The sequence below is a fragment of the Marinovum sp. J2-8 genome, from assembly GCF_055808435.1.
In genome coordinates this window covers 104,976-119,752 of record NZ_JBVVRZ010000004.1, presented here as the reverse complement: position 1 = coordinate 119,752, position 14,777 = coordinate 104,976, and the positions used below count along the sequence as shown (strand labels likewise).

Annotated in this window: 15 protein-coding genes and 1 pseudogene; 7 read left to right on the top strand and 9 right to left on the bottom strand. The window is 60.6% G+C overall.

Annotated features, from left to right (window positions below; genetic code table 11):
* Positions 1-38 precede the first annotated feature (38 nt).
* The 4 genes from AC0L4F_RS13515 to dctP all read right to left on the bottom strand — a co-directional run bounded on the left by AC0L4F_RS13515 (position 39) and on the right by dctP (position 3,006).
* Complete coding sequence (locus AC0L4F_RS13515; RefSeq protein ID WP_280520583.1) at positions 39-587, bottom strand: TRAP transporter large permease subunit; 549 nt, start codon at positions 585-587, stop codon at positions 39-41.
* Positions 584-1,354, bottom strand: a complete 771-nt coding sequence (locus AC0L4F_RS13510) for a TRAP transporter large permease (RefSeq protein WP_280520582.1) — start codon at positions 1,352-1,354, stop codon at positions 584-586. The genes AC0L4F_RS13515 and AC0L4F_RS13510 overlap by 4 nt, the downstream gene beginning before the upstream one ends.
* A complete protein-coding gene (locus AC0L4F_RS13505; RefSeq protein WP_244689072.1) occupies positions 1,351-1,878 on the bottom strand; it encodes a TRAP transporter small permease in 528 nt (175 codons plus the stop codon). The genes AC0L4F_RS13510 and AC0L4F_RS13505 overlap by 4 nt, the downstream gene beginning before the upstream one ends.
* 90 nt (positions 1,879-1,968) lie before the next feature.
* Positions 1,969-3,006, bottom strand: a complete 1,038-nt coding sequence (gene dctP / locus AC0L4F_RS13500) for a TRAP transporter substrate-binding protein DctP (protein ID WP_244689070.1) — start codon at positions 3,004-3,006, stop codon at positions 1,969-1,971.
* 173 nt (positions 3,007-3,179) lie between these two features.
* On the opposite strand from dctP, the gene AC0L4F_RS13495 reads away from it, so the two are divergent.
* Positions 3,180-3,524: an EF-hand domain-containing protein gene (locus AC0L4F_RS13495; RefSeq protein ID WP_244689068.1), complete on the top strand. Its 345-nt coding sequence runs from the start codon at positions 3,180-3,182 to the stop codon at positions 3,522-3,524.
* Positions 3,521-4,963: an aryl-sulfate sulfotransferase gene (locus AC0L4F_RS13490; RefSeq protein ID WP_244689066.1), complete on the top strand. Its 1,443-nt coding sequence runs from the start codon at positions 3,521-3,523 to the stop codon at positions 4,961-4,963. Before AC0L4F_RS13495 ends, AC0L4F_RS13490 begins: the two co-directional genes overlap by 4 nt.
* Here the strand turns inward: AC0L4F_RS13490 and AC0L4F_RS13485 are convergent.
* Entirely contained in the window at positions 4,958-5,881 is a 924-nt protein-coding gene (locus tag AC0L4F_RS13485) for a LysR family transcriptional regulator (protein ID WP_244689064.1), read from the bottom strand. The genes AC0L4F_RS13490 and AC0L4F_RS13485 overlap by 6 nt on opposite strands.
* Positions 5,882-6,165: 284 nt before the next feature.
* On the opposite strand from AC0L4F_RS13485, the gene AC0L4F_RS13480 reads away from it, so the two are divergent.
* Both AC0L4F_RS13480 and AC0L4F_RS13475 read left to right on the top strand, forming a co-directional pair.
* A complete protein-coding gene (locus AC0L4F_RS13480; protein ID WP_244689062.1) occupies positions 6,166-6,942 on the top strand; it encodes a cytochrome b561 domain-containing protein in 777 nt (258 codons plus the stop codon).
* A gap of 12 nt (positions 6,943-6,954) precedes the next feature.
* Complete coding sequence (locus AC0L4F_RS13475; RefSeq protein WP_244689060.1) at positions 6,955-7,716, top strand: sulfite exporter TauE/SafE family protein; 762 nt, start codon at positions 6,955-6,957, stop codon at positions 7,714-7,716.
* Here the strand turns inward: AC0L4F_RS13475 and AC0L4F_RS13470 are convergent.
* The 3 genes from AC0L4F_RS13470 to AC0L4F_RS13460 all read right to left on the bottom strand — a co-directional run bounded on the left by AC0L4F_RS13470 (position 7,709) and on the right by AC0L4F_RS13460 (position 10,730).
* On the bottom strand, positions 7,709-8,638 hold the full coding sequence (locus AC0L4F_RS13470) for a LysR family transcriptional regulator (RefSeq protein ID WP_244689058.1): 930 nt from the start codon (positions 8,636-8,638) through the stop codon (positions 7,709-7,711). The two genes, AC0L4F_RS13475 and AC0L4F_RS13470, sit on opposite strands and share 8 nt — an antisense overlap.
* 85 nt (positions 8,639-8,723) lie before the next feature.
* Positions 8,724-9,758 (bottom strand): lactonase family protein, encoded by a 1,035-nt coding sequence (locus AC0L4F_RS13465; protein WP_244689056.1) that lies wholly within the window; start codon positions 9,756-9,758, stop codon positions 8,724-8,726.
* 24 nt (positions 9,759-9,782) lie between these two features.
* Positions 9,783-10,730, bottom strand: coding sequence for a YncE family protein (locus AC0L4F_RS13460; protein WP_244689054.1), 948 nt, complete (start codon positions 10,728-10,730; stop codon positions 9,783-9,785).
* A gap of 276 nt (positions 10,731-11,006) precedes the next feature.
* On the opposite strand from AC0L4F_RS13460, the gene AC0L4F_RS13455 reads away from it, so the two are divergent.
* From AC0L4F_RS13455 to AC0L4F_RS13445, 3 genes and pseudogenes are all read left to right on the top strand, one after another.
* Positions 11,007-11,984 (top strand): Bug family tripartite tricarboxylate transporter substrate binding protein, encoded by a 978-nt coding sequence (locus tag AC0L4F_RS13455; RefSeq protein ID WP_244689052.1) that lies wholly within the window; start codon positions 11,007-11,009, stop codon positions 11,982-11,984.
* A gap of 76 nt (positions 11,985-12,060) precedes the next feature.
* Positions 12,061-12,513, top strand: coding sequence for a tripartite tricarboxylate transporter TctB family protein (locus AC0L4F_RS13450; RefSeq protein ID WP_244689050.1), 453 nt, complete (start codon positions 12,061-12,063; stop codon positions 12,511-12,513).
* A gap of 3 nt (positions 12,514-12,516) precedes the next feature.
* Positions 12,517-14,018, top strand: a pseudogene (locus AC0L4F_RS13445) (tripartite tricarboxylate transporter permease).
* A 120-nt stretch (positions 14,019-14,138) separates the two neighbouring features.
* Here AC0L4F_RS13445 and AC0L4F_RS13440 read toward each other — a convergent pair.
* On the bottom strand, positions 14,139-14,759 hold the full coding sequence (locus AC0L4F_RS13440) for an STAS domain-containing protein (RefSeq protein ID WP_244689720.1): 621 nt from the start codon (positions 14,757-14,759) through the stop codon (positions 14,139-14,141).
* Between the last annotated feature and the right edge of the window lie 18 nt (positions 14,760-14,777).

The window sequence follows — 14,777 nt, the reverse complement described above, 5'->3', positions numbered from 1 at the left end:
CCACGACAGTTTCATTTTGGGGTATCGTGGCTGGCCCGCTATTCGAGGAACTTGACCAGCCAGAGCACGGTGATCGGCGAGAATACGAACAGCATCAGCCGCGCGAGGTCGGCCAGGAAGAAGGCAATGACGCCCTTGTAAATCCGCATGATGCCCACGTCCGGCAACATCGACGAAATCACAAAGACATTCATGCCGATGGGGGGCGTGATCAGGCTGATCTCGACCGCAACCACCACGATAATGCCCCACCAGACCAGTTTCAGGTTCGGATCAATCGGCAGGGCCAGTTCGGAAATCACCGGCACAAAGATCGGCACGGTGAGAAAGATCATGGCCGGGCCGTCGATGATCATGCCCAAAAGCACATAGCAGCACAGGATCACCATGACGGTGCCCCAGGGACCGATGCCGAGACCGCTGATGAAGCTCAGGATTTCCTGTGGTGCGCCCGCGATGTTCACGAATTGGTTCAGCATCAGCGCGCCAAAACCGACACAGAAGATCGTTGCCGTGGTGACGCCTGCCTCGACCAGAGAGTCAAAGAACACCCGGATGTTCATTCGGCGGCGCAGGGTTGCAATCAACAGCGCACCGCCGCGCCGATGCCGCCGCCCTCTGACGCGGTGAAGATGCCGAAAAAGATGCCGCCCATGATCAAAAGGAACAGCGCGGCAATGCCCCAGATGCCGCTGAGCGAGCGCAGTTTTTCCTGCCAGCTGGCCTCGGCCGCGCGGGGGGCCCATTGTGGTTTGACGATGCAGACGATCTGAATCGCGATCAGGTAGAAGACCACCGAAATGATGCCGGGGATGAGCCCCGCCATGAACAGTTTGGCGATGTCGACCTCGGCCAGCAGCCCATAGATGATCAGCGCGCCGGAAGGCGGGATCAGAATGCCGATGGTGCCGCCAGCGGCCACGGTGCCGGCCGAAAACGCATCGTCGTAATTGTAACGCCGCATCGCCGGGATCGCGACCTTTGTCATGGTGGCGGCGGTGGCCATCGACGAGCCGGAAATCGCCGCCATTCCGCCACAGGCCGCGACCGTCGACAGCGCCAGCCCGCCGCGCATATGCCCCAGCCATCTGGAGGCGGTGTCATACATGTTGTCGGCGATCCCCGATTTGGTGACGAAAACCCCCATCAGGATGAACAGCGGCAGCACCGCGAATTGGCTGTTGGCCGCCAGTTCGAGAATTTGCTGACCCGCGACCGTGCCCGCGGCATCAAACCCGCGGGGATGGGACAATGCGAAACCAACATAGCCCACAAACAGCAGCGAAAACCCCAGCGGAAACCCAATGCCGGCGATCACCAGCATGACCACAATGGCGATGACGAGTTCGATCATAGGGAAATATCCTCGTGGTCGGAATGTGCGGTGTTGCCGGCTTCACGCGCGGCGCGCAGCGCAAACAGGGCGGCGCCGATGACCAGCAAGGCGACATAGGTCAGGACCACGGGATACAGTGGCCAGTCCATCATCAGGCTGGTGGTGTCGCGCTGATAGTAGCGCATGCCCTGATCAAACAGCCGTTTGGCCATGAACAGGGACATCGCCACGATGCCGACATCAATGGCAATCAAGCGGATGCGATCAAAGGTCGATACCTTGGCAAACAGCGGCACTAGCAGATCGACCTTGATATGCCCGCGCCCCAGCGTCACTGCCGGGAATGCGGTGAAGATCGTAATGCCCAGCATGATGGCCATCAGATCCTCGGTCGCGGCAATCGGCGAATTGAGCACATACCGAAAAAAGACCGAAAGAAAGACAAGCGCCATCAGGCTGAAAATCGACGCTGCGGCGATGTAGCTGAGAAACCGGCTGATGAAACCCGCCCAGACAGGCATGGTGTTCGGTAAGTTTTTCATGAAAAGCCTTTCCGGGGAGGATGCCACAGCGGTGCCGTTTTCGGCGCGGTGGCATCGTCACATGGTTGGTCAGGGGGGTGTCACGGGGGATTAGTCACGGGTGGCAATTGTTTTGAAATGGGCCAGTGCGGCAGTGCCATCAATGCCGGCGGATTTGGCCTCATTTAGCCAATCTTCCACGGCGAAGGCCCCGGCGGTTTCGATTTCGGCGACAAAGCTGTCAGAGGCTTGGATGATCTCGATGCCCTTGTCCTGAAACTTTTTCAGGCCAGAGGCATCAATGTCGTCCATGATCTGGCCAAACTTGGCGGCGGCATCTGCGCCGGATGCGCTGATCAAGGCGGTTTGCGCCTGTTCCGGCAGATCCTCGAACCGGTCGCGGCTGATGAACAGGGCAAAGACCGCGCGCCCGCCAAAGCCGCCGGGCACAAGCGTGACGCTTTTCGAGGCGTCGAGAAGGCCCTGAACGGCGGCGGTGCCCAATGGGTTTGTCGCCCCGTCCGCCACGCCGCTGGACAGCGTTTCAAACGGTTTCTGACCAGATCCCGACACCGGAGAGGCGCCCAAGGCGTCCCAGACAGTCACGTTCACATCGCCGACGGCGAGAACCTTGAATCCGTCAAGATCGGCCTTGGAGCGGATCGGGTGGGCGTTCGAAATGATCGCAGGCGCGCCAAGGGTGAAGAGGGTCAGCAGAACGAAATCGTCCCATTTGTCCGCCTCGGCAAAATAGGTTTTGTGGGTGTCCCAGAGCGCGACCGAGGCGCCCCTGGCCGTTGGGGCGATCAGCGGGACAGAGCCGATCAGATCCAGCGCGAACTGGTTTTCGCGGAACGAGATCGGCGCCACGGCGATATCGGCAACGCCGTCCTGCACAATGTCGAACAGACGCGGCGGCGGGGCCAGCGATGATGTCGGAATGGTCAGCGTGAGGGTGCCGTTCGATGCGGCCTCGACCGCGCGGGCCCAGGGTTCCAGCCCTTTGGTGAACAAGGGTGCCGCTTGTGGAATGAAAACATTGAACAGCAGTTCGGTGTCCTGAGACTTTGCCGCGCCGGGCAATGACGCAAGTGCAAATGCGCCGGCGGCCATTGTGGCAAGGGCGCGCCGTGTCAGCGATTTTGTCATTTGGGTTCCTCCCTTTGGACCCAATGGCACACGCCGGTTGGGCCGGTTCCTCGGGGTCTTTTTACGGTGTTGGGGGTGGGGCGGGGTATCCTGCCATAACCTATCGCGATAGGTTTTTATGGATACCGGGTTGGCGCGTCGGGGGGGTATGTCTGGATGCAAAAGGGCATCCCATGACACATGTTGAACCAACCCCCGACGACGCGGCACGCGCCACATTGAAGCAGATGCGATGGCAGGCCGGCACCCTGTTTCGGGCGCTGGATCTGGATGGCGACGGTCGGCTTTCGCCGACCGAGATTGACGCCGCGCCGGAGGTTCTGCGCCGGATGGCAGACAGCGACGGGTGCTTGCGGGAATCTGCATTGGGGGGGGCGACGGTCATTCCCTATATGATCCGTCGCAGTGGCATTCTGCGTCTGCTCGACCCTGACGGCGATCTTGTCATCACGCCCCGCGATATTGCCGATGCGCCCGCGCGCATTCGCCGCTGGATGGCGATCAGGACGGGTATGTGACGGCGGATGACGACCTGCCGGATCTGAGCCAGAGCGCGGAAAACCGGATGCCGATGGGCACGGCGTCCCAGATGCTGGCCTATCAGACCAAGATGTTTTCGCGGACCCCGGAGATGACCGGGCCCCTGCCACCACAGGGCGAGGCGGCGGTTCAGCCGGGGTATTTGCTGATCCAGGAGGTCAGCGATCGCGGCGATGTGCAAAAATCGCACAAGACCCTTTTGATGGACGAGCACGGCAAGGTTGCGCATGTCTGGCCCACCCCGCAGCGCCTGCCCGAGGCGACGGTGACCTATCTGCTGGATGACGGCAATCTGCTGCGCACCACCTGCAAACATGACTGGCTGACCATGGATGGGCAATTTCCGATTGGTGCGAATGGAACGGTGTCGATTGTTGCGCCGGATGGGCAGGTGCTTTGGGAATGGTCAAATCTGGAATTCGGCAAGGAGGCGCTGCACCATGATGTCGAAATGATGCCAAACGGCAATATCCTTGCCATTTCATGGGATATTCTGACGGCGGAACAGGCCCGCGCGCGGGGCTGGGCGCAGCAAGGTGCGCGGGACCGGATCGTGCTGGACAAGATCTATGAGTTGAAACCGGATCTCGCCACCGGCGGCACCGATGTGGTCTGGTGCTGGCGCATGGTTGATCACATCGTGCAGACCCAGGATGCGACGGCCCCCGGATTTGGCAATCCTGCCGACCACCCCGAAAAGATCGACATCAACTGGCCGCAACTGGATGAGATTCAGTTCAATTCGGGCCAATTGCTGCATACCAATGCGGTGTCCTACAATGAAAAGGAGGATGTGATCCTGATTTCCTCGGCCATCTTTGGCGAGATCTGGGCGATTGATCATTCGACCACAGCGCAGGAGGTCACGGGATCGACCGGCGGGCGGTATGGCCGGGGCGGGGATCTGATCTGGCGGTGGGGCAACCCGCAGACCTGGGGGCAGGGCGGCCCGGAGGATCAGGAGCTGTTCTGGCAGCATGATGCGCATTGGTTACGTGATGACGTGCCGCATCAGGGGGATGTGCTGGTGTTCAACAATGGAATGCGCCGCAGCGCAGAGGGCAGCGCAGACTACGGCCAGATCTGCATGGGCATGATAACCGGCGCCTATTCCGACATCCTTGAAATCAGCCTGCCACGGGATGCGAACGGGATGTTCGTGATGGGCGAGGGGCCGTTTATTGAATGGAGCTTCAACACCGACGGCGCCGAGGACATCTATTCCCCGTTCATGAGCAACGCCCAACGCCAGCGCAACGGCAACACCCTTATGGTGCAGGCCTGTGACAAGCGCATTGTCGAGGTCACCGCCGATGACGAGATCGTTTTGGATTTCCATGTCGGCGGGCCGGGGCGGATGTACCGTATCTATAAATACCCGCCGGATCATCCGGGGATACGGGCGCTGGGCCTATGATCCGGTGGTTTTCCATTCGTTGAGAAGATTGCCAACCCGGTGGCGGATGCAATCGGCCAATGCATCCCCGGCCGGGGTCAGGGACCGCCCGGCACGGGTCACCATCGAAATGGACAGGGGTTTGATCGGTTCCTTTATGGCGACGCGCACGACGCCCCGGTTTTGGCCGACCTCTTCCAGCAGCCGCACGGGAAAGGTCGACACGGCCCCGAGCTCTTCGACCAGAGCCAGAATGCCAAGTTGCGATTCAGACGAGGCGCGTATGCGCGGAGGGGGCAGGCCGGCCTCGGTGAAATGGTTCAGGAACTGCTTGCCCGGACCCAGCGACGAATTCCACAGCGAGACCCAGTCGCAATCGGCCAGCGCGCTGAGCGATGTGGCGGTGGCATAGGGAGAATTCTTTTTGGTGATGATCGTGATGTCGGTTTTGAACAATTCTTCGCACACCAGATCAGAGGCCTGTGCGGCCTGTGGATTGGGGCCGATGATGATGTCGCAATGACGATCCCGCAACAGCTGCAAGGCGTGGCTTTCCATATCCGCCGACAGCGTCACGCCGACATCGGGGAAGGATTTCTGAAACCGAGCGATGGCGCGGGGCATGATCTTGATCGCGACCAATGGCGTGACACAGACGCGGATGTTGCCGGTCTGTTTGCCGCGCAGGCCCGCGATTTCCTGTTCCAGTCTTTCGCGCTCGGCCTCGACCGATCTGGCGCGGGCCAGAACCGTCATTGCGGTTTCCGTCGGGGTGATGCCGCGCGTGGTGCGCACAAACAGGGGAAAGCCGATGTCGGCCTCCATTTCCCTCAGGCGCGCGGTGATGACCGGTTGCGACTTGCCCAAACGCGCGGCTGCGGCCCGGATCGAGCTGCATTCGGCCAGGACAACCAATGTTTCAATGTGAACGAGGCGCATGATGGTGAACCGCTCCTATCCCGGCCAGCGGAAGGACATCACAGGATGTCATGTGACCGGCCAGTCATTTGTCATCTGGTATCGGGTGTCGGCAATCCGGGGTGCGTACTTGAATTCTGTATACGGTTTTTGGTACACCAAGGCAAGCAAGCCGCGCAACGACGCGTCGGGCGCTGTGCGGCGATGCCCACGGTGACGGGCCGTGGCCATTCATGCCCGACGCCAGTGTGTCGTCCGAAATGTGTCGCCCAAAGGACAGAGGTACAGGTGAAGAATCTGCAATCATGTTAGAATTTCTGTTTTCCCCGATTGATCCGTCGCGCATTCACGAGGTCGGCTTTGCCCTGTCCTGGCATGGGCGGTTCATGGTTTTTGCCTGGGGCGTGCTTTTGCCGCTGGGCATCATCACCGCGCGGTTTTTCAAGGTTCTGCCGGGGCAGGACTGGCCGCGCGAGGTGCAGAACCCGTTCTGGTTCACCTGGCACCGGGTTCTGACGAGTGCGGGTCTGGTGTTGATGGTGCTTGGCGCGGTGCTGATCCTTGTTTCGGATCACGACAGCGCCGGTGGCCGCCTGCACGCATGGCTTGGCTGGAGCCTTGCCGCCCTTGTCGGTGTTCAGCTTTTGGCTGTGCTGTTGAAAGGGTCGGGCGGCGGGCCGCACATGCAGGGCCCCGGCGTGGCGGGGGGCGACCATTTTCTGATGACCCGCACCCGGATCCTGTTTGAGCGCGTGCATAAATCAACAGGATATCTGGCGATTGTCGTGTCCGTTGGCAGCATCACCACCGGGATGTGGATCGCCAATGCCTATGTCTGGATGTGGCTCGCGCAGATCGGGATTTGGGGCGGGCTCACGATCGGGTTTGTCGTGTTGCAGCGCATGGGCCGGGCCATCGACACCTATCAGGCGATCTGGGGGACGGATGCGTCGTTTCCGGGCAACCAGCGCCCCCCTATCGGTTGGGGTATCCGGCGCGGTCCCATCGTGGCGCAGGACCAGACCGTCAGCATCAAGAAACGCCGCGCCGCCGCGCGCGGCCGCCCCACGAAACCACATTGAAGGCCTGTGCAGATGTTTGCCACCATGATCGAGACCCTGGATCTCAGCCAGTTTGATCTCGTTGTTATTGCGCTCGGGGCTGTTCTTACGTCGGTTGTGCATGGGGCGTCGGGCATTGCGGGCGGGTTTTTGATGGCGGCGGTTCTTGTTCCGATCCTCGGGGTCAAGGCGGTGATGCCGGTGCTCAGCGTCACGATGCTGATCACCGGCGCGACGCGCAGCTTGATGAACCCGCGCTTGATCGACTGGCGGACGTTGATCACCTTGATCGCGCCTGCGGTGCCGGCGGTTTTGATCGTTGGCAGTTTCTATGGCAATCTGTCGGGCAGTTTCGTGGCGGCGCTGCTGGGCTGTGTCATGCTTGTGTCGCTGGTTGTGCGGCGGGTCGCGGACCGGTTGAAATTTCACGTTGGCCGCCGGGATCTGGCAATTGTCGGGGCCATCTGGGGCGGGTTGACCGGGGCGTCCATCGGGCCCGGTCTGTTGGTCATCCCGTTTCTGCTGAACTATGGCCTGCGGCGCGAAACGCTGGTGATTACCATGTCGGCCTCGGCCATTGTGCTGCATGTTTTTCGCATCACGGCCTACACCGGGGCCGGGCAGCTATCGACCGATTTGGCCCTGCTGGGGGCGATGATCGGCCTGCTTTCGCTGCCGGGCAACTGGATGGGGCGGGCGGTTTTGCGCCGGATCTCGGATGATCAGCATGTGCGCTGGCTTGAGATATTGTTGCTGTTGGGCGCGGTCAATTTTTTCTGGGTCGCGATCAGGTAGGCGCGCCAAATTCGGCCTCAAAGGCGGTTTGCCAGTCCCCGGCGGAGCGGCGCAGATGTTGCACCAGCTTATCCAGGACAACGCCGCCGCGACGTTCCTTTGAGACAATGCAGCAGAAATCAATCCGAATGTCCGGCCGCCAGGGCAGGATGCGGATGTTTTGCGCGCGAAAGGCCGTGGCGGTCAGCGGATCACAGACCAACACCCCCAGCCCGGCAGCGGCCAGCCTGAGCCCGGTCAAAACCAGATGCACCCGCACCGGCGGGGGCGGGGCATCGTCCACGTGGTCGCGGCGTTGCAGGCGGCCGCCGATTGTGGCGGTGGTTGCGAGGATCAATTCCTCGCTGGGGACATCATCAATCGACAGAAAGGGCCTGTCAGCCAGGCGGTGAAACGGCGCGACCACCGCCACCGCGCGGGTAGAGACCAAAGGCACGACATCCAGCGCCGAATTGGCGATGGGCATCGCGCAAAATCCGATCTCGGCCTCGGCATTTGCGACCACCATTTCGATGTTTTCCCGCCGCACCCGTTCCAGATGCAGGGTCGAATGGGGATTGGCCTCGCGCAGGGCGGCAACCGCGTTGATCAGTATGTCCGAGTTGAGGGCCGGCGTCGTCGCGGCGACCCGCAAACGGCGGCTTTCGTAATGTCGTATGCCGCGCGAAATCTCTGGCAGGGCGTCCAGCGTGGTCAGCGTTCTTTCGAGCTGTTCGAACAGAAGCTGCCCTTCCTTGGTCGGCGTGAGCCGCCCGCCGCTTTTGCGATCAAAGGTGCGAAAGCCCAGCGATTCCTCAAGCAGTTGCAGCTGGCGGCTGATCGTGGGCTGGGCGACGTGAAGGAATTCAGCCGCCCGCGTCATATGCCCGATCTTCATCAGGGCATGAAAGGCGCGCAGCTGCTGAACGTTGATATTCTTCACAAAACGTCTCTCGTCCTGGATGTGGATGGCGGATCATTGGCAGGTTACACCAGATGTTCCGCCCCTGTCCGCAAGAGTTTACCGGTCAGGCCACGATCTCGACCCAGGCCGGGGCGTCCCTGGTCGGCAGGGTCAGAACTTTTTCGGGGTCTTTGTTGGCATCGCGAATGTCATAGAGTTCGACCTGTTTGTCACCCAATGCCGCAAGGACAAGAAAATGCCCGTTCGGGGTGATGTCGTGACAACGCGGGTTCTTGCCGGTTTGAACAAGCCGACGCCCGGAAATCTGCCCCCCCAGCGTGTCAATGTCGAACACCGCCAGCGTGCTGCCGCGCCGGTCGGCGGCAAAGAGCCGTTTGCCATCCGGCGAAACATGGATTTGTGCGCCCCAGGGGGCCTCGTCCAGATCGTCGGACACATAGCTGGCCGACATGATCTTAACCAGCCCGCCGGTTTTGGCGTCGATCCGATAGGCGGTCACCTCGCCGTTCATTTCGTTCATGAGATAGGCGTAGCGCCGGTTCGGGTGATAGGCGACATGCCGCGGACCTGCGCCGTTGGGGCGATAGGTGGCCGGCGGCGAATTTTCCGACAGCGTGCCGCTGCGATCATCAAATGTCAGGTTCAGCACGGTATGCGACAACATGCAGGGCACGGTGACAAAGCGATTGGAATAATCGGCCAGCATCTGATGCGCCCGGAACGGCGTTTTCATGGTGTCGGTGGGATAATCCTGAACAACACCGCGATCCCCGATCGGATAGACCGCGATCATGCTGGACGGAAAGGATGCGCCGAACAGGAACCGGCCGGTCCGGTCGGTTGCAATATGGGCCATACGCGCCGCCACCGGGGTGGTGGCAATCCGGTTCAGACGGCGCGTTTCCGGGTGAATCGCAAAGGTTTCGATCCAGTTCTGTTCGCCGCTGTCCCCTTCTTCGAAGGTTGACGCATAGAGGTATTTTCCATCCGGCGACCGCGCCAGCGGCAGACCCTTGCCCCGAAGGTCGACGGTTTGCACATGGTCCAGCGTGCCTGCGTTGGCGTCCCCGATAAAAACCTCGATTGCGCTGCCCTTCAGGCAGGCAACATAGGCGGCGAAAGGCGATTTTTCGGTCATCTGATCCTCGTCGGTGTGATGGTTTCAGCCCCAGCGCCGGGCAAAATCCCGTGGCAGGATATGCATGACATCGGGCAAAAGTTCGGTGGTAAAGGCCCTGTCCTGTTCGAAGGTGTCGAGCGAAAGGCGGATCACCTGATCCATGCGATGCGGCACATAGAGGTAGTTGAGGTCTGCATCCGCCTGCATCGTGATCGGACGTTCCCCGACATCATGGCGGTGGAGTTCCGCCCCCGTCGCCGCGTCAAACCACGAAACGGACTGGCCCTGATTGTTGATTGTGATCAGGCGGTTGCGCTTGCTGTCATGCATGATGCGCATCGGGTCTTTCGGGGTGGCAAAGGTGTTCACGACCTCAAGGCTTTCGGTGTCGATCACCGAAATCGTATCGCTGCCCCGGTTGGTGATATACAGCCGCGTTTCATCGTCGCGCAGCCAGCGGCCTTCGGGTTTGACACCGGTGCGGATCGACACAGGCGGGGCGTCGTCATAGGGGTCAAAGGCAGTGACGTCACCAGAGACCAGATTGACCGAAAACGCCTGTCGCCCGTTTTTGCGCAGGGCAAACAGATGCGCACGTTCGCCGCCGACAGGTTTCGCATGGTCATACGGGCCGAAGTCGCGCGGGTTTTCCCACACAAGCAATGTGTCGGTCTGTTCGGACAGCACATAAAGCCGCCCGGCCTCGTCCAGTTGAATCCCATGCGGGCGGGCATGTTCGCCAAGGGCAAAGGTATGCACGATGGCGCCAAGCGCAATGTCGACAACGAACACGGACCGCCCATGGTCGCCCGGTGTCTTTGAATTCGGGACGCCGTAGTGGCCGACATATGCATAGCGATTGTCGGCGTCGGCGACGAATTCATGCGGCATTTCCGGCAGGCCGAGACGGTGCAGCCGCGTACCGGTTTCGATGTCATACCAGCTGATGCAATTGCCGCCTTTTTCGACGATCATCATGATCTGACCCATATGCGCCCCCTTTCAAATGCCAAGCAGGGCAGACAGTAACGCCTTCGTTTGCAGACAGAAAATTGTAATTTCGCCCAAAGCTATACGCATTTGGAATGAATTTGGTGGAATTCGCCGGTTGGGCAATGGATTCCCCGAAAGCTATGCGTTTTGTGCATTGGGGAACCAAAAACTCCAATTTTTCATATGAATTAAGGGCTGGTACGCTTCCCCCGGGAGAGACGTCGGCGCGCCATCGGAGACTTGGCGCAGGGCCGGCACACAAGGGAGGATCTCATGATGAAAAATCTGATGACACGACTGGCGCTGACGGTTGCGCTGATGTTCGGCATGGCCACCGCCGCGCTGGCGCAGGGGGATTGGCCCAGCAAACCGCTGACCGTGGTGGTCACATTTGGCGCCGGCGGCAACGCCGATTTGCAAACACGGCTTGAGGCGAAATACCTGGAGCCGATCCTGGGCGTGCCGATCAAGGTCGTCAATGTGCCGGGCGGCGGCCATGTGCCCGGCGTGATGTCGTTTCTGAAGGGCGACACAGACGGATATACCTGGATGCGGTTTGCGCCGCCCTCGACCGTGATTGCCCCGCTGGTGCGGCGGGCGCCCTATGATCCGCTGACGGATTTTGCCCCGGCCTGGATGAACACCCAAGGGTCGACCGTGCTTTATGTGCGCTCTGACAGCCCCTGGACCACGCTGGATGAATTCATTGCCGCAGCGCAGGAAACCGATCTTGTGATGGGGATCAACAACATCGGCGCGCCGCCGCATCTGTCGGCTGTGAACCTGTCGAACCAGTTCGATGTGAATTTCAAGATGCTCGCAATGAAGACGATCCCGGCGTCCCTGACCGGTCTGATCGGCGGTCAGGCGGATGCCGCCATCGGGCAGACCACCCATGTGGCGATGTTCCCCGATGAGCTGCGGCCGCTGGTCATTCTGGATGAGCGCAAGGATTATTTCGACACCCACCTTCCCGGTGTCAAAACGCTGGAGGAGCTGCACCCCGGTATGACGGCGGGCAATTGGCTGAAATCCGGCTGGACGGCCAAGGCCGGGACCGATCCCGCGATCATCGAAAAGATGACCGCCGCAGGCAAACAGGTGTTCGAGAACCCCGATTTTCAGCGGGAATTCGCGGGGCTGAGCACGCTGGTGCCGGTCTATGGCACCAAAGAGGTGCTGGCCGATATCGAACGCGGGCTGACCTTCTATGCGCCGCTGCTCGACAGTCTGGGCATGCTGAAGAAATAGACGAACCTCCCTGGTGGCCCCGGGCCTGCGGGCATCCCGACGGGCGTGGGGTCACATTTTTTCAACGAGGTACATCATGACCAATCGCGCTGCCAATATCGGCTTCAGCCTTGTGGTGATCATCGCCTGCATCGTGTTCGCACAGATGGCGTTGCAATTCGAAAACCCCGGCGCATTGGCCGGTGCGCAGGTTCCGACCGAGGTTTTTCCGCTGATGATGCTGGGGTTTACCGCGCTTTGTGCGCTTATCAATATCGTCAACTTCCTGCGCGGCGATCCCGAAGGGGACGCCGACAGGCCGTTTGATTTCCGGCCCGCCGTGGCGATGCGCGTCATATCAATTGTCGCGCTTTTGTTGATCTGCGTTTTCTTGTGGGACTGGATCGGGTTCATCCCGATGTCGGTTGTCCTGCTTCTTGGCATTGCGGCGATCATGCAGGTGCGTTCGCCGGTCGCCTATATCTTCCTCGCCGCTTTTGGACCCCTTGTCTGGGCGGCCTTCAACTTTGGCGTCGGGACGCCGTTGTGACCTATGGGATTTGATGCATTCTTAACCGCGCTGACGCAGATTGCCGATCCATTTGTGCTGGCGCTTCTTGTTCTTGGCGTTTTTCTGGGCACGATCATCGGCATTCTGCCCGGTCTTGGCGCGCCGATCGCGATCACCATCGCGCTGCCATTCACGCTCTATATGGAGGCGGCCCCGGCCTTTGTTCTTTTGCTCGCGATCTATTCGGCGGCGATGTACGGCGGGTCGGTTTCGGCCATCACGCTGGGCATTCCCGGCACCGGGGCGGCGGCGGCGGCGGTGGAAGACGGCCATCGCATGTTCAAGGCCGCCGCGGCGGCGAGGCATTGGGCCTGTCGCTGACGGCTTCGGTCATTGGCGGGTTGTTTTCCACCGTGGTGCTGGCGCTGTCGGCCCCGTTGCTGGCCAGCATCGCCATCAAATTCGGCCCGAGAGAGTTCTTTGCGATTTCGGTCTTCGGGATCATCGTTGTGGTCCGTGTGGCTGGGCGAAGTACGGTCAAGGGGCTGATGGCGGCGGGCATGGGGGTGTGGCTGACGACCTGGGGCATCGACGAATTGAACGGCGCAGAGCGCTATCTGTTCGGCAGTTACAACCTCTATGAGGGCCTGCCGTTTGTGTCCGTTCTGGTCGGGGTGTTCGCGATTTCCGAACTGTTGCTGAACGCACAGCGCAAGACGGATCCGCCGGTGTTCGACAAGGCCAGCCTTGCCGCCAGTTTTCCGTCGTTCAAGGTGTTGAAGGATCTGCGCGCCACGCTGGCGCGGTCGTCCATCGTTGGCACGGTGATTGGCATTCTGCCGGGGGAAGGGGCGGCCATTGGTGCCTTTTTCGGCTATGCCGAGGCGAAGCGGAAATCGAAACATCCAGAGCTGTTCGGCACCGGCATCCCCGAGGGCGTCGTGGCCCCCGAAGCCGCGAACAATGCGACGGTTGGCGGTGCCTTGATCCCCACGCTGACGCTTGGCGTGCCGGGAAGCCCGGCGGCGGCGATCCTGCTTGGCGCGCTGTTGATCCAGGGCCTTGCGCCGGGACCGCGGCTGTTCAGTGAAGCGCCGGATTTGATGTATGCGATCTTTGTCGGCCTGTTTCTTATCAACATTGTGCTGATCTTTGTGGGGCTTTTCACAATTCGCATGGCCGCGCGGATCATCATGATCCCGTTGCATATCATCGTGCCGACGGTGATGCTTTTGTGTCTTGTCGGGGTCTACAGCGTAAAGAATGACCTCTTTGGCGTCTGGGTTTTGATCGCGGTCGGGGTGTTCGGCTATATCCTGCGCAAGCTGAACTTTGCCGTGGCGCCCTTTACCATCGGTTTTGTCCTTGGTCCGATTCTGGAGCGGTCGTTTCGCCAGTCCTATCTTTTGGCTGATGGGACGTTGATCGGGTTCTTTGAAAGCTGGATTGCGGTCATCATCTATGTGGCGCTGTTCCTGAGCATCGCGGGCGGGCCGATCATGGCGGTGGCGCGCAAACGGATGGGCAAGGTCGAAGACCAGTAGGCCGACGGGATTTGTCAGAGACGAAGATGGGAACGGTCGCAAAGCCGTTCCCATTTGCATTTTTATGCAGGGCGCATGTCGGAGACTTTTGAACGTATCACAGCGGTGTTGGCCGTGTAGTCACGACCCTTTGCCGCCTTCTGTCGCCTGTTCCGGGTGCGGCAAATGTTTGCATTCCTCGAACACGCGCAATTGGCAGGTGCGGCAAATGTCGCCATCGGCCTGGGCTGTGATGCGGGCGATGGCCTGGCCCTTGCTGAGGTGCAGATTGGCTTCGCCCAGGATGTCCAGCACATGGGCGCGGCGCAGCGTTGACAAAACGCCCTTGTAGGTTGCCACGATATGCACGTCGCCGCCGGATTTGCGGGCGCTGCGGATCAGCTTTATCAGGAAATCCGCGCCGGACAGGTCGATGGAGCCGACGCCGCGCAGATAAAGGACAATCCGTGCCCGCGTCCCGAATTGGGCCTCGATTGTCTCGATGCGCTTTGCGATGGCCTCGACCGAGGCAAAGTAGATCGGACCTTCGATCCTGAGAACGGCGATCTGTGGACATTGCGGCAGGTTGTATCGCTTGGCCCCGCGCAGGGTTCTGCGCCCGTCGGTGATGGCCGGGGCCAGGACGGCGACCAGCGGCGAGGCGCTTTTGCGCAGAAACGCAAAAAGCGAGGTGACGACGCCGACGACAATGGCGAATTCCAGCTCGACCGCGATCCCGGCCAGAAAGGTCAGGCAGAGCACAACCGTGTCGCTGGTGCG

What these genes read in the sequence shown, in the direction of transcription:
- AC0L4F_RS13510 (WP_280520582.1), bottom strand. Translation starts at nt 1,354, where the DNA reads ATGATCGAACTCGTCATCGCCATTGTGGTCATGCTGGTGATCGCCGGC.
- AC0L4F_RS13505 (WP_244689072.1), bottom strand. Translation starts at nt 1,878, where the DNA reads ATGAAAAACTTACCGAACACCATGCCTGTCTGGGCGGGTTTCATCAGC.
- dctP (WP_244689070.1), bottom strand. Translation starts at nt 3,006, where the DNA reads ATGACAAAATCGCTGACACGGCGCGCCCTTGCCACAATGGCCGCCGGC.
- AC0L4F_RS13495 (WP_244689068.1), top strand. Translation starts at nt 3,180, where the DNA reads ATGACACATGTTGAACCAACCCCCGACGACGCGGCACGCGCCACATTG.
- AC0L4F_RS13485 (WP_244689064.1), bottom strand. Translation starts at nt 5,881, where the DNA reads ATGCGCCTCGTTCACATTGAAACATTGGTTGTCCTGGCCGAATGCAGC.
- AC0L4F_RS13480 (WP_244689062.1), top strand. Translation starts at nt 6,166, where the DNA reads ATGTTAGAATTTCTGTTTTCCCCGATTGATCCGTCGCGCATTCACGAG.
- AC0L4F_RS13475 (WP_244689060.1), top strand. Translation starts at nt 6,955, where the DNA reads ATGTTTGCCACCATGATCGAGACCCTGGATCTCAGCCAGTTTGATCTC.
- AC0L4F_RS13465 (WP_244689056.1), bottom strand. Translation starts at nt 9,758, where the DNA reads ATGACCGAAAAATCGCCTTTCGCCGCCTATGTTGCCTGCCTGAAGGGC.
- AC0L4F_RS13460 (WP_244689054.1), bottom strand. Translation starts at nt 10,730, where the DNA reads ATGGGTCAGATCATGATGATCGTCGAAAAAGGCGGCAATTGCATCAGC.
- AC0L4F_RS13455 (WP_244689052.1), top strand. Translation starts at nt 11,007, where the DNA reads ATGATGAAAAATCTGATGACACGACTGGCGCTGACGGTTGCGCTGATG.
- AC0L4F_RS13450 (WP_244689050.1), top strand. Translation starts at nt 12,061, where the DNA reads ATGACCAATCGCGCTGCCAATATCGGCTTCAGCCTTGTGGTGATCATC.